General features: G+C 60.2%; 19 protein-coding genes. 9 read left to right on the top strand and 10 right to left on the bottom strand.

Going from position 1 to position 19,413, the window contains the following annotated elements:
• Position 1: 1 nt before the first annotated feature.
• From accD to BN1121_RS18290, 5 genes are all read right to left on the bottom strand, one after another.
• Positions 2 to 865: an acetyl-CoA carboxylase, carboxyltransferase subunit beta gene (accD, locus tag BN1121_RS18310; protein WP_005354145.1), complete on the bottom strand. Its 864-nt coding sequence runs from the start codon at positions 863 to 865 to the stop codon at positions 2 to 4.
• A gap of 117 nt (positions 866 to 982) precedes the next feature.
• Positions 983 to 1,795 carry a tRNA pseudouridine(38-40) synthase TruA gene (gene truA, locus BN1121_RS18305; protein WP_005354148.1) on the bottom strand — a complete coding sequence of 271 codons (813 nt, stop codon included), beginning with the start codon at positions 1,793 to 1,795 and terminating at the stop codon, positions 983 to 985.
• Between the two features lie 104 nt (positions 1,796 to 1,899).
• A complete protein-coding gene (locus tag BN1121_RS18300) occupies positions 1,900 to 3,903 on the bottom strand; it encodes a FimV/HubP family polar landmark protein (RefSeq protein ID WP_005354151.1) in 2,004 nt (667 codons plus the stop codon).
• Positions 3,904 to 4,094: 191 nt separating this feature from the next.
• On the bottom strand, positions 4,095 to 5,105 hold the full coding sequence (locus BN1121_RS18295) for an aspartate-semialdehyde dehydrogenase (protein ID WP_005354154.1): 1,011 nt from the start codon (positions 5,103 to 5,105) through the stop codon (positions 4,095 to 4,097).
• Between the two features lie 58 nt (positions 5,106 to 5,163).
• Entirely contained in the window at positions 5,164 to 6,276 is a 1,113-nt protein-coding gene (locus BN1121_RS18290) for a 4-phosphoerythronate dehydrogenase (protein WP_043157641.1), read from the bottom strand.
• Between the two features lie 141 nt (positions 6,277 to 6,417).
• On the opposite strand from BN1121_RS18290, the gene BN1121_RS18285 reads away from it, so the two are divergent.
• The 5 genes from BN1121_RS18285 (at position 6,418) to infA (ending at position 10,158) form a co-directional block, all read left to right on the top strand.
• On the top strand, positions 6,418 to 7,137 hold the full coding sequence (locus tag BN1121_RS18285; protein WP_005354160.1) for a phosphatase PAP2 family protein: 720 nt from the start codon (positions 6,418 to 6,420) through the stop codon (positions 7,135 to 7,137).
• A gap of 80 nt (positions 7,138 to 7,217) precedes the next feature.
• Positions 7,218 to 8,168: a thioredoxin-disulfide reductase gene (trxB, locus tag BN1121_RS18280; protein WP_005354162.1), complete on the top strand. Its 951-nt coding sequence runs from the start codon at positions 7,218 to 7,220 to the stop codon at positions 8,166 to 8,168.
• 283 nt (positions 8,169 to 8,451) lie between these two features.
• Complete coding sequence (gene aat / locus BN1121_RS18275) at positions 8,452 to 9,162, top strand: leucyl/phenylalanyl-tRNA--protein transferase (protein WP_043157635.1); 711 nt, start codon at positions 8,452 to 8,454, stop codon at positions 9,160 to 9,162.
• Positions 9,155 to 9,871, top strand: coding sequence for an arginyltransferase (locus tag BN1121_RS18270; RefSeq protein ID WP_043157637.1), 717 nt, complete (start codon positions 9,155 to 9,157; stop codon positions 9,869 to 9,871). The genes aat and BN1121_RS18270 overlap by 8 nt, the downstream gene beginning before the upstream one ends.
• A 68-nt stretch (positions 9,872 to 9,939) precedes the next feature.
• A complete protein-coding gene (gene infA, locus BN1121_RS18265; RefSeq protein WP_005300033.1) occupies positions 9,940 to 10,158 on the top strand; it encodes a translation initiation factor IF-1 in 219 nt (72 codons plus the stop codon).
• Positions 10,159 to 10,212: 54 nt separating this feature from the next.
• Here the strand turns inward: infA and clpA are convergent, their stop codons facing one another.
• The gene (gene clpA / locus BN1121_RS18260) at positions 10,213 to 12,468 is read right to left on the bottom strand and encodes an ATP-dependent Clp protease ATP-binding subunit ClpA (RefSeq protein WP_005360582.1); all 2,256 of its coding nucleotides are present in this window, start codon (positions 12,466 to 12,468) and stop codon (positions 10,213 to 10,215) included.
• A gap of 51 nt (positions 12,469 to 12,519) precedes the next feature.
• Positions 12,520 to 12,837, bottom strand: coding sequence for an ATP-dependent Clp protease adapter ClpS (gene clpS / locus BN1121_RS18255; RefSeq protein WP_005360584.1), 318 nt, complete (start codon positions 12,835 to 12,837; stop codon positions 12,520 to 12,522).
• A 226-nt stretch (positions 12,838 to 13,063) separates the two neighbouring features.
• On the opposite strand from clpS, the gene cspD reads away from it, so the two are divergent.
• Entirely contained in the window at positions 13,064 to 13,282 is a 219-nt protein-coding gene (gene cspD, locus BN1121_RS18250) for a cold shock-like protein CspD (RefSeq protein ID WP_005360586.1), read from the top strand.
• On the opposite strand, the gene BN1121_RS18245 is transcribed toward cspD, so the two are convergent.
• The 3 genes from BN1121_RS18245 to BN1121_RS18235 form a co-directional block, all read right to left on the bottom strand.
• Positions 13,279 to 14,214: a DMT family transporter gene (locus BN1121_RS18245; protein ID WP_005360595.1), complete on the bottom strand. Its 936-nt coding sequence runs from the start codon at positions 14,212 to 14,214 to the stop codon at positions 13,279 to 13,281. The genes cspD and BN1121_RS18245 overlap by 4 nt on opposite strands.
• Positions 14,215 to 14,334: 120 nt before the next feature.
• Positions 14,335 to 15,318, bottom strand: a complete 984-nt coding sequence (locus BN1121_RS18240; RefSeq protein WP_005360598.1) for an LpxL/LpxP family acyltransferase — start codon at positions 15,316 to 15,318, stop codon at positions 14,335 to 14,337.
• Positions 15,319 to 15,375: 57 nt separating this feature from the next.
• Positions 15,376 to 16,395 (bottom strand): adenosine deaminase, encoded by a 1,020-nt coding sequence (locus BN1121_RS18235; protein ID WP_043158148.1) that lies wholly within the window; start codon positions 16,393 to 16,395, stop codon positions 15,376 to 15,378.
• Positions 16,396 to 16,523: 128 nt separating this feature from the next.
• Here BN1121_RS18235 and BN1121_RS18230 point away from each other — a divergent pair, with 128 nt between their 5' ends.
• Genes BN1121_RS18230 through BN1121_RS18220 form a run of 3 tightly spaced genes read left to right on the top strand, consistent with a single transcriptional unit; the run spans position 16,524 to position 19,342 of the window.
• The gene (locus tag BN1121_RS18230) at positions 16,524 to 17,273 is read left to right on the top strand and encodes an HAD-IIA family hydrolase (RefSeq protein ID WP_005360605.1); all 750 of its coding nucleotides are present in this window, start codon (positions 16,524 to 16,526) and stop codon (positions 17,271 to 17,273) included.
• 14 nt (positions 17,274 to 17,287) lie between these two features.
• Positions 17,288 to 18,907 carry a cation:proton antiporter domain-containing protein gene (locus BN1121_RS18225; protein ID WP_005360607.1) on the top strand — a complete coding sequence of 540 codons (1,620 nt, stop codon included), beginning with the start codon at positions 17,288 to 17,290 and terminating at the stop codon, positions 18,905 to 18,907.
• 60 nt (positions 18,908 to 18,967) lie between these two features.
• Positions 18,968 to 19,342: a cupin domain-containing protein gene (locus BN1121_RS18220; RefSeq protein WP_005360608.1), complete on the top strand. Its 375-nt coding sequence runs from the start codon at positions 18,968 to 18,970 to the stop codon at positions 19,340 to 19,342.
• The last annotated feature ends 71 nt before the right edge of the window (positions 19,343 to 19,413 follow it).

Here is a 19,413-nt window from a genome sequence, read left to right as displayed (position 1 = left end):
CTTACTCGGCGTCGACGGTCGTGTTCATCAGTTTGGCCATGAGGCCGGCCAGGCGATCACGCATCTCGCGGCGATCGATGATGAGATCGATGGCGCCCTTCTCGAGCAGGAACTCGGAGCGCTGGAACCCTTCCGGCAGCTTCTCGCGTACGGTCTGCTCGATGACGCGCGGACCGGCGAAACCGATCAGCGCCTTGGGCTCACCGACATTGATGTCGCCTAGCATCGCCAGACTGGCGGAAACGCCGCCCAGGGTCGGGTCGGTTAGCACGGAGATGAAGGGCAGACCGGCCTTGGAGAGGCGATCGAGCGCCGCACTGGTCTTGGCCATCTGCATCAGGGAGAAGAGCGACTCCTGCATGCGTGCACCACCTGAAGTGGAGAAGCAGATAAGACCGCGCCCTTCTTTCAGACACTCGTCGACGGCGCGCACGAAGCGGGCACCGACCACGGACCCCATGGAGCCACCGATGAAGGCGAACTCGAAGGAGCACGCCACGACCGGCACGCCCTTAAGGGTCCCCTTCATCACGACCAGCGCATCTTTCTCGCCGGTCGCCTTCTGGGCGGTGGCCAGGCGCTCCTTGTAGCGCTTGGCATCCTTGAATTTGAGGATATCCTGCGGCTCCAGCTCGAGCGCTACCTCGGCACGTCCCTGCTCGTCGAGGAAACGCTCGAGACGATCGCGAGCACTGATACGCATGTGGTGGTCACACTTGGGGCAGACTTCCAGGTTGCGCTCCAGCTCAGCCCGGTACAACACCTGTTCGCAAGCGCTGCACTTGGACCACACCCCTTCCGGGATGTTGTGGCGACGCGGTGCAGTGATCTTGCTCTTGGGAAGAATCTTCTCAAGCCAGCTCATGGAATTCCTTAATGCTTTTTAATGCTTGAAAACACAACAACACCGTGATTGTTCAATGACTTGACGGTATTGCAGGGACATGTGGCCTGCCATTAAAGCACACTTTTTTGGGGGCAGTTACAAAAAACTGGTCGTACCCGGTGCCGAGTCCGGCAGCCACAAGGGGCCCATCGGAACGCGCGGCAGGGCGAATTCGGCCGGGTAGTCCACCTCCACCAGATAGAGTCCGCCCGCCTTGGCGGTGGGGCCCGCCACGTTGCGATCGCGCGCCGCCAACACCTCGGCCACCCACTCCACCGGCTTCTCCCCCTTGCCAACCTCTATCAGGGAGCCGGTGATGTTGCGAACCATGTGGTGCAGGAAGGCATTGGCCTTGATGTCGAGCACTATGTAGGGACCGGAGCGGCTGACGCACAGATGCGTCACGTTGCGCCAGGGGGTGTTGGACTGGCACTGGATGGCGCGAAACGAGCTAAAATCCTGCTCGCCAATCAGGCACTGCCCCGCCGCGTGCATCAGATCCGCATCGAGCCGATCGTGATAGTGACTCACCCCGCGCCCCAGAATGGCAGGACGGTAGTTGTGGTTGTAGATCACATAGCGATAGCGGCGGGCGGTGGCGCTGAAGCGGGCATGGAAATCGTCTGGTACCACCTTGGCCCAGCGCACGGCGATGTCGCCCGGCAGGTTGGAGTTGAGGCCGAGGGTCCAGGCCGACTCCTTGCGCACGGCATCCGTGTCGAAATGGATCACCTGGCCGGTGCCGTGAACGCCGGCGTCGGTGCGACCGGCGCACTGGATCTCGACGGGGTGATTGGCAATCTTGCCGAGCGCCCGCTCCAGCTCCTCCTGAATGCTGATCACTTCCCGTTGACGCTGCCAGCCGAAGTAGCGGCTGCCGTCATATTCGATTCCGAGGGCTATACGCATGGGACACCTGAATGCAATAAAAACGCGGCGAATTATACGCAATGGGGCGTCAAAAAGAAGGGCGGCCCGCGGCCGCCCTGTTTATACACCATGATGAGATCCCGTCAGCCGAGTCGCTTGAGCAGCTTCTCTGCTTCCTTGCGCTGGCTGTCGCTGCCCTGGGCTGCCGCCTCTTCGAGCAGCTCGCGAGCACTGTCTTTGTCGTCAATCTCGAGATAGGCGCGCGCCAGATCGAGCTTGGCGCCCACACCACCGTCATCGGCATCGATGTCAAACTCACTGCGATCGGGTAGCACCTCAGGGAACCCATCGAGACCCACATCCAGGGTCGCATTCTGATAGGGCTCTTCCCCCTGAGCCGCGGCATCGGCTTCGGCCAGCAGGGTATCGATCTCCACGTAGTGGTTATCGGCAGCGGCGTCGCGATCCGGCACGGCAGCCAGCTCGGCTTGCTCAGCCTGCTTGAAGGCATCCTCGAAATCGGCCAAGGCCAACTCGTTAGGATCCTCTCCCCTGGGCTCGGCAAGAGGCTCGTTCAGCGTCAACTCCAACGCCTCGTCGATCGGCGAGAGGGAGACACTGCTGTCATCCGACTCGGCCAGCATCTTGTCGAGCTCGGCATCCAGCTCACTGAGATCAAACTCCTCGTAAGAGTCTTGATCCAATTCGTGGCTATCGTCACCGGGCAGCAGGTCGGCATCGGCCATGAAGGCCTCAGGCGACTCAGCGGGCTCGGGAACCAGATCGGGATCCGCCGGTGCATGGACAGGCGCCTCGGCCTCATGGTCGTCATGGAAGAAGAGCTCTTCTTCCTTCGACTCTTCGAGCTGATAATCGGGCTCAGGCGCCATCATGGGCGCCATCTCTGGCTCCAGCTTCTGATCGGCGGCCAGATCCAGCGCGGCCAATTCGGGCGAGAGCAGATCATCAAACTCATTGCTCTCTTCTTCCATGAAGGCGGCGGTGGACTCGGAGAGGCTCTTCTCCTGCTCTTCCAGCTCACGGCGAGCTCGGGCCCGCAGCCAGAGAGTGACCAGCGCCAGCACCAGCAGCACGGGCAACAGAATGATCATGGCCAGGTTGAGCGGTGACGAGAGCAGATCGAGTAACCAGTTCTTCTCATCCGGTTTGGCGGGCTCCTCACTCGCCGCCACCGGGGTCTGCATCCCCGCCTTGAGCTCGGCGACCTGTTTCTGCAAAGACTCCTGATCTTGCAACTGAGCCTTGAGGGTCTCGAGCTCCTGAGTCAGCGACTCGACTCTCAGCTTGAGACGATGATTGGTCTCGCTCACCTGCGACAGCTGGTTGGTCGCATCATCGAGAGCCAGCTTCATCTCGGTCACGCTGCTGGGTTGCTCGGTCTGGGTCTCGGGCGGCAGCGGCTTGGGTGCCTCGGCCTCTGGTTTGGCCTGCGGCTTATCGTCGACCTTGGCAGGCGTAGCCGGCTCGGTCGGTTTGGGCAGTGGTGCCGGCGCCTTCTCCTCGACCTTGGCCACGACCTGAGGCTGCGGTGCCACTTCCGTCTCGCCGGGCTTGGTGGTGACGTGCGGCTTGCTCTCACCGGCTGGTTTGACCGCCGGTTTGGGCGGGACAGCAACCTTCTTCACCTCGGCGGTGTAACGGGTGCTGATCCCCTTCCAGCTGGCGTTGTCACTACGGAAACGGGCGCGTGCCTGCTCATCGGAGATGCGACTCGCCTCTTGCTCGTTCGGCAGGGCGATAGTCGAGCCCACCAGAATGTGATTGATGTTGCCATCGGCAAAACTGCGCGGGTTCTTCTCGTAGATGGCCACCATGGTCTGATAGACACTCACCCGAGTGCTGGGACGATAGCGATTGGCCAGGCTCCAGAGGGTATCGGTGCGCTGAATTGGCCCATAGCGGCCGACCGTGGCATTGGTCGCCGTCGGTAAACGTGGCGTCGGTGCCACCGGAGCCTGGGCCCGCTGGGGCGCGGCAGAGGGAGTAGCCTGAACCGGCTGGGAAGGCTGGGCCGGCGCATCCGGGCCCTTTAACTCGACAAAGAAGGGTTCACGCTGCTCTGCATGAACAGGAGTCAGCAACCCCAAAACCAGCAGCGTAGCCAATGCTATGCGGGAGTGTCCCATATTCGTTCCTTCGTGTGACGGCTCTATCACATTGAAAAGTTTAGATAGTTAACCCGTTTTATCGAATCACTATAATTCAGCCGACGCTGTCAAACCAGTTATCACTAACCCATCGACTCATTTTTGTCCTCTTTGCCCCTGGCAGAGTGATCCCGCGCAAAAAAATAAGGCCACCCAAGGTGGCCTCATCGTTAGAAATAGTCGCGCAGCACATACTCTGCTGCTTGCACCACCCCCAGCGCCGCCCCTCTCCTGAGGTTATCGGCGACCAGCCAGAGATCCACACCCTGAGGGTGGGAAAAATCCTGACGAACCCGGGCTACCAACACCTCGTCGCGCCCGTTGGCATCACATACCGGTGACGGCACTTGGTCATCTTCGAACAGCGCCACGCCAGCCGCGCCCCGCAGCACCTCTTTGACCTGCTCGGCATCGAGAGGCTGGAGCAGCTCCAGGTGCACCGCCAGCGCATCGCCATAGAAGACCGGCACCCGTGCCAGGGTCGGGTTGATGGCCACCTCTTGTCCCAACACCTTCTGGGTCTCGAGGATCAGCTGCCACTCATCGCGGCTGTAGCCGTTATCCTGCAGCTCACCGCAGTGGCCCAGCAGGTTGAAGGCGATCTGGGCCGGGAAGCAGGCCGGCTCAACCGGACGGGCATTAAGCAGGGCGGCCGTCTGGCCAGCCAGCTCATCGACCCCGGCCTTGCCGACACCGGAGACCGACAGATACCCGCCCACATTGACCCGCGCCACGCCCACTTCTGCATGCAAGGGCTTGAGCACCGCCAGCAATTCACTGGTGACGCCGGAGGCCAGCGCAACCACATTGCGCTGACGATAATCGCCGAGGGCTTCGGGATTGGCCTCCATGCAGACCAAGGGGACGTCATCATCGTTGACGAAGGCGCCGCTGGCGTCGAGCACCAGGCAGCCCTGCTCGGCGGCCACATCGGCCCAGCGCAGGCTGTCGCTGGCGTCCCCGACAAACAGGGCGAGTCGAGCCTCACTCCAATCGAAGTCGGCCACATCACGCACGTCGAGATTACGGCCGAGGGCACGTACCGTGTCGCCCACCTCATCGGCGCTGCCAAGGGGGATGATGGCGTCGACCGGCAGGCCGCGCTCTTCGATCAGTTCCAGCACCAGTTGGCCGGCGGCGGTGCCGGCCCCCAATACAGCGACGCTAAATTGCGCAGTCATGTAAAACACTCCTTGAGAGGATGGGCCCGCCGTGAGGCGAACCCGAAATAATCGATAGTCAGGAAAGGGTAAACCCAAGCTCGGCCAATAGGGGGTGTGTCGTCCCCGTCAGACGCAGTGCCGAGAGCTCACGCCGCTCGGGATAGCGTTTGCGTTGGCGATCGAAGCTGCCGGGCTGGACCAACTCGCGGCGAAAACGGGCGTCGTCCCGGCGGACGTCATAGACCAGGTGCACCAGTCGGCCGATCACGGCCTGATCCGGCTCCTGACCGAGTTGCAAGGAGATCACCTCGGGTGTCGGTAGCAGGGCGGTCAGATCCTGGCGCGCCGGCCGGCCAAGCCGCTCGCACAGGGCGTGATAGAGCATCCAGGTGCCGCGAGCCTTGCCCTCCAGGCTATAACCGGCGATGTGGGGGGTGGCGATCTCGACGAAGGGAACCAGATCGTGCAACAGATCTGGTTCATGCTCCCACACGTCCATCACCAGATGCAGTGGGCCATCCCCTCGCTGACGCGCCAGCAGCGCCTGGTTATCCCACACCTCGCCGCGCGAGGCGTTGATGAGAAACTGGCCCGGCTGCAGACGGGCAATGCGCGTTGCATCGAGCAGATGGTGGGTTGCATCCTCGCCAGTGCGCGTCAGCGGCACATGAAAACTCACCACATCGGCCGAGAGCGCCTCATCCAGCGTGACGAACCCTGTCGCCCCCTCACGCCGGGCCCGAGGGGGATCACAACGCAGCAGCCGCATACCGAGCGCGGTTGCCCGGGTAGCGACCGCACTGCCCGTATTGCCCGCACCCACGACGGCAAGGCTCATCCCCGCCAACGTCAACCCATGCCGCTCGGCCAGCACCAGCAAGGCGCTCAGCACATAGTCGCCGACCGAGATGCGGTTGCAGCCCGGAGCACTGTTAAAGGCAATGCCGCGCTCTGCAAGCAGAATCTGGTCCACGTGATCGGTACCGATGGTGGCAGTGCCGACAAATTGCAACCGCTTCGCCTGGGCCAGCAGATCCCCATTGACCCGGGTTACCGAGCGCACCAGCAACACGTCGGCGTCGCTCAGCTGCGCCGGCTGCATCTCCCGTCCCGGCAGCAGGGTGACCTCCCCCAGCTCGCCAAACAGGGCCTCGACATGGGGCATGTTCTCATCGGCAACGATCTTCAGCACTGGCACCTCCACGGCACACACTGGTAAGGAAACGGCAAGGGGCGCATTCTAGCCCAAAGCGGCGTTCGATTTCATGTCCGTTGCTTGACCCGACTCCCCAGAAAGGCAAAATGACGCACCTCGCCACCTGGAGCCCCTATGCTGACCAATGCCCAAGTTCTTCGTTTCAGTGCGACCTTGATCCTGCCTCTTCTCCTGCTGGCTCTGTCGGGCTGGACCCCATTTCTGACTCACGACCTGAACCAACCCGGACTCTATCTGGCTTATCTGCTCTCGGGTACGGTCGGCCTGCCGGGCCTGCTGGTGACGTTGACCCTGCTGCTGCTACTGAGCCACCTCAAGCTGCGACCGGGGCGGCGCGAATGGCTGCTACTGCTCGCCGTGCTGGTCGCCCTGATGGCGGCCGACTGGGGGATCAAGGCCATCATCAAACACCTGACCCAGGAGCCCCGCCCCTATCTGGTGTGGCTGGTCGAGCAGGGGATCCTCCCCTCCCTCGAGCAATTCTACGGCGAGCCAAACGCTCAGCGTATCGAGCAGATCCGTGCCGCGGGTCAACTGCTGGGGCTACCCGACTGGCTGGCAGGCCACTGGCAACAGGGCGTCAACTATGCCTTCCCCTCTGGCCACACCATAGTCACCATCACTCTGGCCCAGTTCTTTGGCCTGATCTGGCTGGCTCGCGCCCCACGCGGCGCCTGGCTGCTACCGCTCTGGGCCTTGGGTGTGGCCATCTCGCGCCTCTTGCTGGGCATGCACTGGGCGGGAGACCTGCTGGCCAGCGCACTACTCGGCTCCGCGACCGCCATCCTGGGGGCACACTGGTGGTTGCATCGAGCCCTAGCATCGCCTCGATGAGGTCTATCGAGCGGACAGCTTTGACCACGGATCCACAATTCCCTAAAATCCGGCCCAAATAACCGAGCAGGACAACTAACATGAGCGAAGTCATCCACAGCAAGCTGATCATCCTGGGCTCAGGCCCGGCCGGCTACACCGCCGCCGTGTACGCGGCTCGCGCCAACCTCAATCCCCTGCTGATCACCGGGTTGCAGCAAGGCGGCCAGCTCACCACCACCACAGAGGTGGAGAACTGGCCCGGGGACCCGGAAGGCCTCACCGGCCCGGCCCTGATGGAGCGCATGAAGGCTCACGCCGAGAAGTTTGAGACCCGCATCCAGTTTGATCACATCAACGAGGTGACCCTTACCGCACGCCCCTTCCGTCTCAAGGGCGACAGCGGCGAGTACACCTGTGATGCGCTGATCATCGCCACCGGCGCCTCTGCCAAGTACCTGGGCATGCCGTCGGAAGAGGCCTTCAAGGGCCGCGGCGTCTCCGCCTGTGCCACCTGTGACGGCTTCTTCTACCGCAACCAGGAAGTGGCTGTGGTCGGCGGCGGCAACACCGCCGTGGAAGAGGCTCTGTATCTGGCCAACATCGCCAAGAAGGTGCACCTCATTCACCGCCGCGACGAGTTCCGCGCCGAGAAGATCCTGATCAAGCGCCTGCACGACAAGGTGGCCAGCGGCAACATCGAACTGCACACCCACCAGACCCTGGATGAAGTACTGGGCGACGACATGGGCGTGACCGGCGTGCGCTTGCGCGACGTTCGCGACCAGAGCACCCGCGAGCTGGCACTGATGGGCGTCTTCATCGCCATCGGCCACCAGCCCAACACCCAGATCTTCGACGGCCAACTCGAGATGCAAAACGGCTACCTCAAGGTGCGTGGCGGCCTCGATGGCTTTGCCACCCAGACCAGCATAGAGGGGGTGTTCGCCGCCGGCGACGTGGCAGATCACAACTACCGCCAGGCCATCACCTCTGCCGGTACCGGCTGCATGGCGGCCCTGGATGCCGAGCGTTTCCTCGACAGCCAATGAGCCCACGACGCTGACCAAAGGCATGCCAACCGGCATGCCTTTTTCATTTCCAACACACGCACGATGACGCAAGACATGTGGCGACCACAGGGACACCCTTATCCCCCAGCCCCACCCACGGCGCCGCCGCATCGGGGATCAGGCTGTTGGACCCGCCTGGCGGAACCTTTCTCAACGCGCGCCGGCAGAAAACGTGCCCGTGCAGATGCCATCGACCCGCTACCGTGACAAAGCCAAGCCGGGTGGATACTATCTCTCTATAGCTCGTAACCGGTGCCTTTGGATGTCGATGTATCTCACCCAGCTGGATACCCGCTCACTGTATTTTCCCTCCGTAGAGCACGCCCTCGCAGAGCCCAACGGCCTGCTCGCGATCGGCGGCGATCTCAATCCTTCCCGCCTGCTTGCCGCCTACCGACAAGGGATTTTTCCCTGGTATGAACCACACAGGCCCATCCTCTGGTGGTCGCCGGATCCCCGCGGAGTGCTGCTCCCGGAGCGACTCCATGAAGGGCGCACCGCACGCAAACTCTGGCGCCGCGGACAATTCGATATTTGGATCAATCGCGACTTTAATAGGATCATCGAAGCGTGCGCGGCACCTCGCCGCACAGCAGACTCAACCTGGATTAGCAGCGAGATGATCACCGCCTACAAGAGACTTCACGAGCAAGGCGACGCCCACAGTATCGAGATCTGGCAGGCAGGAGAGCCCGTCGCCGGACTCTACGGCCTCAGTCTGGGTCGCGTCTTCTGCGGCGAATCTATCTTCTCGCGTATCGATGGTGGTGCTCGCTTGGCATTGATGGCCCTTTGCCGCCACGTTAGAGCCTATGGCGGCGCTCTGATCGATACCCAGATGCAGAACCCGTTTCTGGCCACCATGGGCGTCGAGGAATGGCCGAGACGGCGCTTTCTCGATGCCCTGGCTCATCTTCAGCAGGAGCCACTTCTCGCAGGCTGCTGGACGCGCAGGCAGGTCAACTATGACTGAAGAGGTAATACTCAGGGTCGGCCTGACCCCACAACACACTTGCAGCTATTTGGGTGATCGGCAGGAACAGTTGCTGGTGCTGATGGATCATAGTCTTCTCAGCCCCAACGGTTATGAACGGCTGCTCAGTGCCGGCTTTCGCCGCAGCGGCAACGATATTTATCGTCCCCACTGTCCCACTTGCTCGGCCTGCCAATCGCTTCGCATCCACAGCCAGGAGTTTGTCCCCAGCAAACGTCAGAAGCGCATCCGCCAGCAAAATCGCAACGTAGAGGTCGTCTTGAGCTATCAAGACAAGCCCGAGTACTACGAGCTGTACGAACGCTATATCCGCGGCAGACACGCCGATGGCACCATGTATCCCCCCAGTCGCAGTCAATATCAGGGGTTTCTCCACTGTACCTGGATGCCTCCCCTCTACATGGAGTTTCGCCAGGGCACGCGCCTGTTGGCCGTGGCGGTCACCGATCTGATGCCCCACTCCCTGAGCGCCATGTATACCTTCTTCGACCCTGATGAGGCGAACCGTTCGCTGGGGGTCTTCGCCATCATGAGCCAGTTGGATCTAGCCGCCAGAACGGGACGAAGCTGGGTCTATCTGGGTTATCTGGTCGAGCACTGTCAGAAGATGAGTTACAAGAGCCAGTACCGCCCTCATGAGCTTCTCATCGGCAAAGAGTGGAAAAAAGTGCCCTCAATCCCCGAGTAAACTTTACACATAGCCTTAAATCCGGCATGATCTCGCCGATTTTTGTTGTGGCTTATCAAGAGGATTCAATGGCTAAAGAAGACAGTATTGAGATGCAGGGCACCATTCTGGAGACTCTGCCCAATACCATGTTCCGGGTGGAACTTGAGAACGGTCACGTGGTGATCGCCCATATCTCCGGCAAGATGCGCAAGAACTACATCCGTATCCTGACCGGTGACAAGGTAACCGTTGCCCTGACCCCCTACGATCTCTCCAAGGGTCGCATCGTTTTCCGCTCTCGCTAAGCCAGGAATTCATACAAAAACCCCAACCAGTCGGTTGGGGTTTTTGTTGTTGGTTTAGTGTTGCATGGTCAGAGGCTGGGTCTGGAAGTTGAAGGTCAATCCCTCCTTGCCCAGATCCACCCTGACCGCCCCACCGTCCACCAGCGAGCCAAACAGGATCTCGTTGGCCAGCGGCTTTTTGAGCTGCTCCTGGATAACCCGTCCCATGGGACGAGCCCCCATGGTCCTGTCGTATCCCTTCTCTGCCAGCCAGTGCCGGGCTGCATCTGTGATCTCGAGCGACACCCCCTTCGCATCCAGCTGAACCTGCAACTCGACGATGAACTTGTCCACCACCTGATAGATCACCTCCATGTCGAGGTGGTTGAACCAGATGATGTGATCGAGACGGTTACGAAACTCCGGCGTAAACGTCTTGTTGATCACCGACATGGCGTCGTGGCTCATATCCTGCTGCTGGAAACCGATGGACTTGCGCTGGGTCTCCTGCACGCCGGCGTTGGTGGTCATCACCAGGATCACGTTGCGAAAATCGGCCTTGCGCCCGTTGTTATCGGTCAGGGTTCCGTTGTCCATCACCTGCAGCAGCAGATTGAAGACATCCGGATGAGCCTTCTCTATCTCATCAAGCAGTACCACAGAGTGGGGATGCTTGATCACCGCATCGGTCAACAGGCCGCCCTGCTCGAAGCCGACATAGCCAGGAGGGGCACCGATGAGACGCGAGACAGTATGCCGCTCCATGTACTCGGACATGTCAAAGCGCAGCATCTCAACGCCCAACGCCTTGCCAAGCTGCTGAGTCACCTCTGTCTTTCCCACCCCGGTGGGACCGGCAAACAGGAAGCAACCCACAGGGCGACGCTCATTACCCAGCCCGGAGCGCGCCAGGCGGATAGCATCGGTCAGCACCTCAATGGCCCTGTCCTGACCAAACACCACCATTTTCAGATTGCGCTCCAGGTTTTTCAGGACCTCTTTATCGGATGCCGAAACCGACTTCTCGGGGATCCTGGCTATCTTGGCCACGATCGCCTCGATCTCGGGCACATTGATCACCTTCTTGCGCTTGCTCACGGGTAACATACGCTGGCTGGCACCCGCCTCGTCGATGACATCAATGGCCTTGTCAGGCAGATGGCGATCATTGATGTATTTGGCCGCCAGCTCGGCCGCGGCACGCATCGCCTTGGCGGTATAACGCACATTGTGATGCTGCTCATAGCGGCTCTTGAGACCCATCAGGATTCGAGTTGTGTCATCCACGCTCGGTTCGACAATATCGATCTTCTGGAAGCGGCGCGCCAACGCATGCTCTTTCTCGAAGATCTGGGAGTACTCCTGATAGGTGGTCGACCCGATACAACGCAGCAGACCATTGGAGAGCAGCGGCTTGATAAGGTTGGCCGCATCAAGCTGCCCACCCGAGGCGGCGCCGGCCCCAATGATGGTGTGGATCTCGTCGATAAAGAGGATGGCCCCCTCCTGACGCTCCAGCTGCTTGAGCAGTACCTTGAGACGCTTCTCGAAATCCCCGCGGTACTTGGTGCCCGCCAACAGTGACCCCATGTCCAGGGAATAGATGGTGCTACCGGCAATCACCTCGGGCACATCACCCTTGACGATGCGATATGCAAGTCCTTCTGCGATAGCGGTTTTGCCGACACCGGCCTCCCCCACCAACAGCGGGTTGTTCTTGCGACGACGGCAGAGCACCTGAATAGTGCGGTTGAGCTCCTGGTCGCGACCGATCAGAGGGTCAATGCGCCCCTCGAGCACGAGTTGGTTGAGGTTGGTGGCAAAACTCTCAATCTGGGCAGAGGAGAGATCATCCTCCCCCTCCGGCGCTGGTTGCCCACCTTGCTCGGGTTTACTCTCTTTGCGCACACCATGAGAGAGAAAGTTAACCAGGTCGAGGCGACTGATATCCGATTTTTTCAGGAAATAGACCGCCTGCGACTCCTGCTCACTGAAGATGGCCACCAGCACATTGGCGCCACTCACCTCGGTATTGCCAGAAGACTGGACGTGAAACACGGCGCGTTGTAATACCCGTTGGAATCCAAGGGTGGGTTGGGTTTCCCGGTCTTCGTCATCGCGGGGGAGCAGAGGGGTCGTCTGGTTGATGAAGGCGGCAATTTCCTGCCGCATGTTGTCGATATCGGCACCACAGGAGAGCAGGGCCTCCTTGGCGGAAGCATTATCCAACAAGGCCAAGAGCAGGTGCTCAACGGTCATAAATTCGTGGCGCTCATCCCGGGCATACTTGAATGCCTCATTCAGCGTCCTTTCCAGATCCTTGTTCAGCATAGGCACCTCCCCTAATACAACAGCTTAACGTGGTGTCATTCAGATCATTTATCAGGCCTTTTCCATGGTACAAAGCAGCGGATGTTCGTTTTTTCGAGCATAAGTATTGACCTGAACCACCTTGGTCTCGGCAATCTCGGCCGTAAACACGCCACAGATCCCCTTACCACTATAATGCACACTCAGCATCACCTGAGTCGCTTTGTCCAAGTCCATACTGAAGAACCTTTGCAAAACCTCTACCACAAAGTCCATGGGGGTATAGTCATCGTTGTTCAATACCACCTTGTACATGGGGGGAGGTTGCACATCAACCCGAGAATCTTGAGCAACCTCTTCATTTACAAAGAGTTCTTTCTGTTTAGCCATCTTTCTCTGGCACCTTAAGATTACTATCAATAGAAAAGCACTTGTCAATAGATTTTGTTAACTCGATCACGCTAGTTTGTTAACAACTTCTTGACTCGATGAATTCTTGGACTAGATTGGTTACTTGCTAATCTGCCCCCAGATGAGGCCAGATATTTCTAGTTTACATGGAGCGGGCGCAGGTTACTCAACGACTTTAGGGTAATCAATAAAAGGATGTAGATGTATGGCAACCGGAACAGTCAAATGGTTCAACAACGCCAAAGGATTTGGTTTCATCTGCCCGGAAGGGGGTGGGGAAGATATTTTTGCCCACTACTCGACCATCCAGATGGATGGCTACAAGACACTCAAGGCCGGCCAGTCTGTCCAATTTGAACTGCAGAAAGGCCCCAAAGGAAACCACGCATCCGTCATTGTGCCCAAAGAAGCACAAAGTATTTAATCACAAGCAGCACGAGCAGATTTGTCGCCACGCCTCCCCCGGGAGGCGGTTTTGTTTCTGTCGCTCCCACGTCGCAGCTGCGCAAGCACCACGCCGAGCAGGGTCAATCCTCCCCCCACCATGTGGCTCCAGGTGAGCCGCTCATCGAGCAGCGTCACCGCCAGCACCGCTGTCATCACCGGCAACAGGTTCATATAGATAGCCGTTCTACTTGGACCGAGCAGGGTGATCGCCTGCATCCAGAGCCACGGAGAGAGCGCCGAGGTAGGAATGCCGGCGTAGAGCACAAACCAGAGGCTCTCCCACCCCGGCAGACGGCCATCCACCAGGAAAAAGAAGGGGGTGAGAAACAGCAGGCTCATCAGCACTTGGCCATAGAGCATCATCCAGTTATCGATACCCAGGCGCCAACGGCGCAGCAACACGCTGTAGAGGGCGTAGGTCAAGGCCGAGAGCAACATATAGACATACCCGACCGACACCCCGTGAACCAGCAGCGCCATCGGATCCCCCTGCCCCAGCAGTATCATCAATCCGCCGAGCGACACCAGGCCACCGAGTAAAGCCCCCCAAGTGGGGCGCTCACGCAGCAACAGGCTGCTCAGCGCCACCGTCATCAACGGCGTCAACCCCATGATGAGGCTGATCTCGGTCGCCCCCAGCGTGGTCGCTGCGTAATAGCCAAAGGTTTGGTTGAGCACCATGCCCAGCAGGGCTAATACCGCAAGCCTGGGGGCACAACGCAGCAGGCGATGACGAAGCAACCAGGCCCGATGACCCAGCCAGGGAGTCAGCACCACGGCAGCCACCAGCCAGCGTGACCAGGCGAGTGCCGAGGGCGACATCAGCTGCACCGCCAGCTTGCTGACGATGCCATTACCCGCCCAGATCGCGATACACGACACGGGAAACAGAAACCAGAGAGAAGGCATGGGAAGAGGGGCCCGGATTGCGATGGTGGGCCATCTTAAGACAGCTGGATGCCACACTCAAATCGGCAGGCAAGGCAGGGAGCAGAGACCCCTTGCCCGCCCGGGGGCAAGGGGGGCCGGTCAATCCTTGATGTAACCGCGCATACGGTGGATCACCGCCTCATAGAATCCTTCGTCCGTGTCGGGGCGCGTGTGGAAAATCTTAAGAAACCACATGTACTGCTCCGGATAACGGGTCAATAGCGACTCCACCGCCTGATTCATGACGAGCGTATCATGGGCCACATCCTCGCTCGGATAAGGCTCGGGGAGCGGCTCAATCACCAACTGGTAATGGCGGCTCACCTCGTCGTAGGCGGCCAATAGCATCAACGGGCGGGCGCCAGTCAGCTTGCACAGACGCGGCAGGGCCGGCAAGGTGGCCTTATCCATGCCAAAGAAGGGAACGAACAGGCTCGCCTCACGCCCGTGATCCTGATCAGGCAGGTAATAAAAGCCGCACCCGGGCTGCTTGAGATGCTTGATGATGGGCTTGAGCCCGGCGCTTCGCTCGTAGATCTTGGCCCCGTTACGTCCCCGCTCGCGGTTGATATAGCGATCAAACACCGCACTCTTGGCGCTCTTCATCATGGTGCTCATGGAGAGGAGATGGCGGTTATCGATAATACGCCCACAGAAATCGATGGCCCAGGTGTGAGGCACCACGAAGATCACCGACTGACCCGCCTCTTTGGCTCTTTCCACGTGCTCCCAGCCAACAACCCGGGTACGTGACTCGAGATACCCAGGGGAGCGCACACTCAGCTCGCCAAAACCCGCAAACGTCTTGATGCCGACCCGCACGCTCTTGTGCAGCAACGCCTCACGCTCGTCGACGCTTAGCTGAGGAAAACAGATCTCGAGGTTGGTACGGGCGATGTAGCACTGCTTCTTCGACAGACGCACCAGAAGCGGGGCCAAGGCATCACCGAGAAGGTCTCGCACACGGGGGGGCAGATAGCCCATCAGACGCAGGACGCCGACACCGAGCCAGGCCCCCCAGTGTTTGGGGTGAAGCAGCTCACGGCGAAAAGAGTGATCGAACACAGGATCTAACTGGCTCATGGTATTCCAGAGGGTCGATAGAACGAGGGGGGCATTTTAGCCCATCCCCCCCCAGGCTCAAAGATTACCGACACCATGGGTGCGGGCGACGTTCAGGATCTGCTCGCTCCAGCGGCGCTTTTGCTCATCGCTCATCCAGCTCGCCTCGACCCCGTTAAGCGCCAGCTGAACCACCTGCTCCGCTCTCAGGGAGAGCCCCTCAACCAAAGCCCGATAGTTGGCCGTGAGATAACCGCCGAAGTAGGCCGGATCGTCGGAGTTGACCGTGACGCAGAGCCCCCGCTCCAGCAGCTCTCTCATGGGGTGATCGCTCATCTGTTTGACCACCTGCAGCCTGAGGTTGGAGAGGGGGCAGACGGTCAGGGGCAGCCGGGTGCGAGCCAGCACCTCCAGCAAGGCAGGATCGTCGATGGCGCGCACCCCGTGATCGATACGCCGCACCTTGAGCAACTCCATCGACTGCCAGATGTAGTCGGCAGGCCCTTCCTCCCCCGCGTGGGCCACCACGGGCAGCCCGATTTCCCGCACTCGTTCGAAGACACGGGCAAATTTCTCGGGTGGGTTACCCCGCTCGCCCGAATCCAACCCGACGCCGTGTAATCGATCGAGCCAAGGCTCGGCTTCTGCCAGCGTTTGCCAGGCGGACTCTTCGCTCAGATGGCGCAGGAAACAGAGGATGAGGCGCGAGCTGATCTGCCAACGACGCAGTCCCTCCTCAAGCGCCCCCATCAACCCCTCCATCACGACCGAGAATGGGATCCCGCGCGCCGTGTGGGTTTGGGGATCGAAGAAGATCTCGGTATGGACGATACGCTCCTGATGGCAGCGCTCCAGATAGGCCAGGGTCAGATCATAAAAGTCTTGGGCGGTGCAGAGTACGGCAGCGTTTTGATAATAGAGATCAAGAAACGATTGCAGATCGGTGAATTGATAGGCCGAGCGAAGCGCCTCAACCGACCCCCACGGCAGCGCGATACGGTTACGCCTGGCCAGCGCAAAGACCAGCTCAGGCTCCAATGTGCCCTCGATATGCAGATGCAGCTCTACCTTGGGTAGTTCGGCAATCAATGTCTCCATCATCATTACCTCCACAAGAAAACGGCTGTAACCCTGTTGCCAAACGGGCTTATAATCCCCGCGTTAAATAAGCTAACTAATTGATAGAGTAGGTTGTTCCAACCTCGCATGCCACGCAAGGAGGCTATATGAAGAAAAGTGTGATTTGTGACATCGACGGCGTCATTTTGCACAACAACGATCTGATCCCGGGCGCCGATCGCTTTGTCCACCGCCTCCTCGAGCAGGGCAACAAACTGCTGTTTCTGACCAACTATCCGGCCCAGACCCAGAAAGATCTGCAAAATCGCTTCCGCTCCGCCGGCATCGAGGTACCGGAAGAGTGCTTCTACACCTCCGCCATGGGGACCGCCGACTTCCTGCGTCGCCAGGATGGCAAGAAGGCCTATGTGATCGGCGAGGGAGCCCTGACCCACGAGCTCTACAAGGCGGGGTTCACCATCACCGACATCGACCCCGACTTTGTGGTGGTGGGCGAGACCCGCAACTACAACTGGTCCATGATGCAGCTGGGGGCCAAGTTCGTGGCCCAGGGTGCCCGCTTCATCGCCACCAACCCCGATACCCATGGACCCCATATGTACCCGGCCTGCGGTGCCCTCTGCGCCCCCATCGAGCGCATGACCGGCAAGAAGCCCTTCTACGTCGGCAAACCGAGCGCCTGGATCATCCGCGCGGCGCTCAACCGGATGGAGGCGCACTCCGAGAGCACCATCATCATCGGCGACAACCTGCGCACCGATATTCTGGCCGGTTTCCAGGCGGGCCTCGAGACCATACTGGTGCTCTCCGGCGTCTGCCGGGCTGAGGACATCGATCAGGTCCCCTTCCGCCCTAATCACATCTTCGCCACTGTCAACGAGATCGACATCGTTTAGGAACCCGTTACACCATGGACTTGATGATCATCGCCGTGGCCTTTGGCTGCGGCATGCTGGCCAATCTGCTCAGACTCCCTCCCCTGCTCGGCTATCTGGCGGCCGGCTTCGCCCTCAAGGGGATGGGGTTCTCCCACAGTGAGACGCTGATCACCCTGGCCGACCTCGGGGTGACCCTGCTGCTCTTCACCATTGGCCTCAAGCTGGAGGTCAAGACCCTGCTCAAGCGGGAGGTGTGGGGCACCACCAGCCTGCACATGCTGCTCTCGTCCCTGCTCTTCACCCTGGTCCTGCTCGCCTGCAAGGGGCTCGGCGTCCCCCTTGCCGAGGGACTAAACTGGCAGCTGGCCATGCTGCTCGCCTTTGCCCTCTCCTTCTCGAGTACCGTCTTCGCGGTCAAGGTGCTCGAGGAGCGCAGCGATATGAATGCCCTTTACGGCCGCCTCGCCATCGGCGTGCTGGTGCTGCAAGACCTCTTTGCGGTGGCCTTCCTCACCGCATCGAGCGGTAAGCTGCCGAGTCTGTGGGCGCTCTGGGTACTGGCGCTTCCGCTGCTGCGTCCTCTGCTCTTCTTGCTGCTCGAGCGTGCCGGTCACGGCGAGCTGCAACTGCTGATGGGGATCTTCCTCGCCCTGGTGGTCGGCGCCGGTGGCTTCGAACTGGTGGGGCTCAAACCCGATCTCGGCGCCCTGGTCATGGGGATGCTGCTGGCCAGCCACCCGTCCGCCAGCGGCCTAGCCAAGTCGCTCTTCAACCTCAAAGATCTCTTCCTGGTCTGCTTCTTCGTCTCCATCGGTCTGCACGGGCTCCCCACCTCGGATACCCTGCTGATGGCGGCCATACTGCTGCTGGTTCTACCGCTCAAGAGCCTGCTCTACTACGTGGTCTACTGCAGTGCCCGCCTGCGGGTGCGCACCGCCCTGCTCTCCACCCTGGCCCTCTCCAACTTCTCCGAGTTCGGGCTTATCGTGGGCGCTATCGCCACCAAGGCAGGCTGGTTGCCCACCGAGTGGCTGGTCGCCATCTCCCTCGTGCTGGCCGCCAGCTTCATGGTCTCGGCCCCCCTCAATGGCCTCGGGGAGCGCCTCTACCATCGCTATGGTGACCGCCTGCGGCGCTGGCAGACCAGCATGCTGCACCCGGAAGACAGACCCATCGAGTTGGGTGATGCCCAGGTGATCGTGCTCGGTATGGGGCGCATCGGCCAGGGGGCCTATGCCGAGCTGGAGCGGCGCCATGGCCCAGTGGTGCTCGGTGTCGAGAATGACAACAGCAAGCTGCCGACCTTACGCGAGCGCGGCTTTAACGTCATTGAAGGGGATGCCACCGATACCGACTTCTGGGACAAGGTATTGCTCTCCAACCAGGTCTCTCTGGTGCTGCTCGCCATGCCGCACCACTCGGGTAACCTCTATGCCATCGACAAACTGCACAGCCACAACTTCAAGGGACGGATCGCCGCCATCGTCCGCTTCGAGGACGACATTCCGTCCCTGCTCGAGCAAGGGATCGATGCGGTATTCAACGTCTATAACGAGGCGGGCAGTGGTTTCGCCCGTCATGTGATGCGTGAGCTGCGCCCCTTCGAGCAGCATGACCCCTTGGCAAGCGACGACAAGGTGGCTAAGGTCTAAGGCGATTAGAATACTAAACGGGGGCATGATGCCCCCTTCATTCGCTGCCAAGGAGGTTTCATGTCTTCCCCTCTCATCACCGACCTCGTGCTCTTCTCCGAGTCCATCACCCCCAATCCCCTCTACCCGGCCAAGGAGCGCCTCATCGCCGGCGATCCCAAGCAGTTGCTGTGGAACCACTACTCGGATCCGAGCGCCCAGTTTCACGCCGGTGTTTGGCAGGGAGAGCCGGGGGCATGGGAGGTACGCTACACCGAGCACGAATTTTGCCACCTGATCGAGGGTAGGGTGCGTCTCTCGGATCAGGAGGGCAACAGCATGACCCTGGTTGCCGGGGATCAGTTCGTCATCCCGGCCGGGTTTCGCGGCACCTGGGAGACCCTCGAGACCTGCCGCAAGATCTACGTCATCTTCGAGCCTAGAGAGCAGCCTTGAAGGATGCATAAATAACCACAGCAGAAGCCGGAGATTCTCCGGCTTTTCTGTTTGCAAACGGGCGGCGCTCT

The organism is Aeromonas diversa CDC 2478-85, from assembly GCF_000819805.1.
GTDB lineage: Bacteria > Pseudomonadota > Gammaproteobacteria > Enterobacterales > Aeromonadaceae > Aeromonas > Aeromonas diversa.
This window is presented reverse-complemented; position numbering and strand designations above follow the sequence as displayed.

Excerpts from the sequence above, each read along its gene's own strand:
- accD (WP_005354145.1), bottom strand. The coding sequence starts at position 865 with ATGAGCTGGCTTGAGAAGATTCTTCCCAAGAGCAAGATCACTGCACCG.
- truA (WP_005354148.1), bottom strand. The coding sequence starts at position 1,795 with ATGCGTATAGCCCTCGGAATCGAATATGACGGCAGCCGCTACTTCGGC.
- BN1121_RS18300 (WP_005354151.1), bottom strand. The coding sequence starts at position 3,903 with ATGGGACACTCCCGCATAGCATTGGCTACGCTGCTGGTTTTGGGGTTG.
- BN1121_RS18295 (WP_005354154.1), bottom strand. The coding sequence starts at position 5,105 with ATGACTGCGCAATTTAGCGTCGCTGTATTGGGGGCCGGCACCGCCGCC.
- BN1121_RS18285 (WP_005354160.1), top strand. The coding sequence starts at position 6,418 with ATGCTGACCAATGCCCAAGTTCTTCGTTTCAGTGCGACCTTGATCCTG.
- trxB (WP_005354162.1), top strand. The coding sequence starts at position 7,218 with ATGAGCGAAGTCATCCACAGCAAGCTGATCATCCTGGGCTCAGGCCCG.
- aat (WP_043157635.1), top strand. The coding sequence starts at position 8,452 with ATGTCGATGTATCTCACCCAGCTGGATACCCGCTCACTGTATTTTCCC.
- BN1121_RS18270 (WP_043157637.1), top strand. The coding sequence starts at position 9,155 with ATGACTGAAGAGGTAATACTCAGGGTCGGCCTGACCCCACAACACACT.
- infA (WP_005300033.1), top strand. The coding sequence starts at position 9,940 with ATGGCTAAAGAAGACAGTATTGAGATGCAGGGCACCATTCTGGAGACT.
- clpA (WP_005360582.1), bottom strand. The coding sequence starts at position 12,468 with ATGCTGAACAAGGATCTGGAAAGGACGCTGAATGAGGCATTCAAGTAT.
- clpS (WP_005360584.1), bottom strand. The coding sequence starts at position 12,837 with ATGGCTAAACAGAAAGAACTCTTTGTAAATGAAGAGGTTGCTCAAGAT.
- cspD (WP_005360586.1), top strand. The coding sequence starts at position 13,064 with ATGGCAACCGGAACAGTCAAATGGTTCAACAACGCCAAAGGATTTGGT.
- BN1121_RS18245 (WP_005360595.1), bottom strand. The coding sequence starts at position 14,214 with ATGCCTTCTCTCTGGTTTCTGTTTCCCGTGTCGTGTATCGCGATCTGG.
- BN1121_RS18240 (WP_005360598.1), bottom strand. The coding sequence starts at position 15,318 with ATGAGCCAGTTAGATCCTGTGTTCGATCACTCTTTTCGCCGTGAGCTG.
- BN1121_RS18235 (WP_043158148.1), bottom strand. The coding sequence starts at position 16,395 with ATGGAGACATTGATTGCCGAACTACCCAAGGTAGAGCTGCATCTGCAT.
- BN1121_RS18230 (WP_005360605.1), top strand. The coding sequence starts at position 16,524 with ATGAAGAAAAGTGTGATTTGTGACATCGACGGCGTCATTTTGCACAAC.
- BN1121_RS18225 (WP_005360607.1), top strand. The coding sequence starts at position 17,288 with ATGGACTTGATGATCATCGCCGTGGCCTTTGGCTGCGGCATGCTGGCC.
- BN1121_RS18220 (WP_005360608.1), top strand. The coding sequence starts at position 18,968 with ATGTCTTCCCCTCTCATCACCGACCTCGTGCTCTTCTCCGAGTCCATC.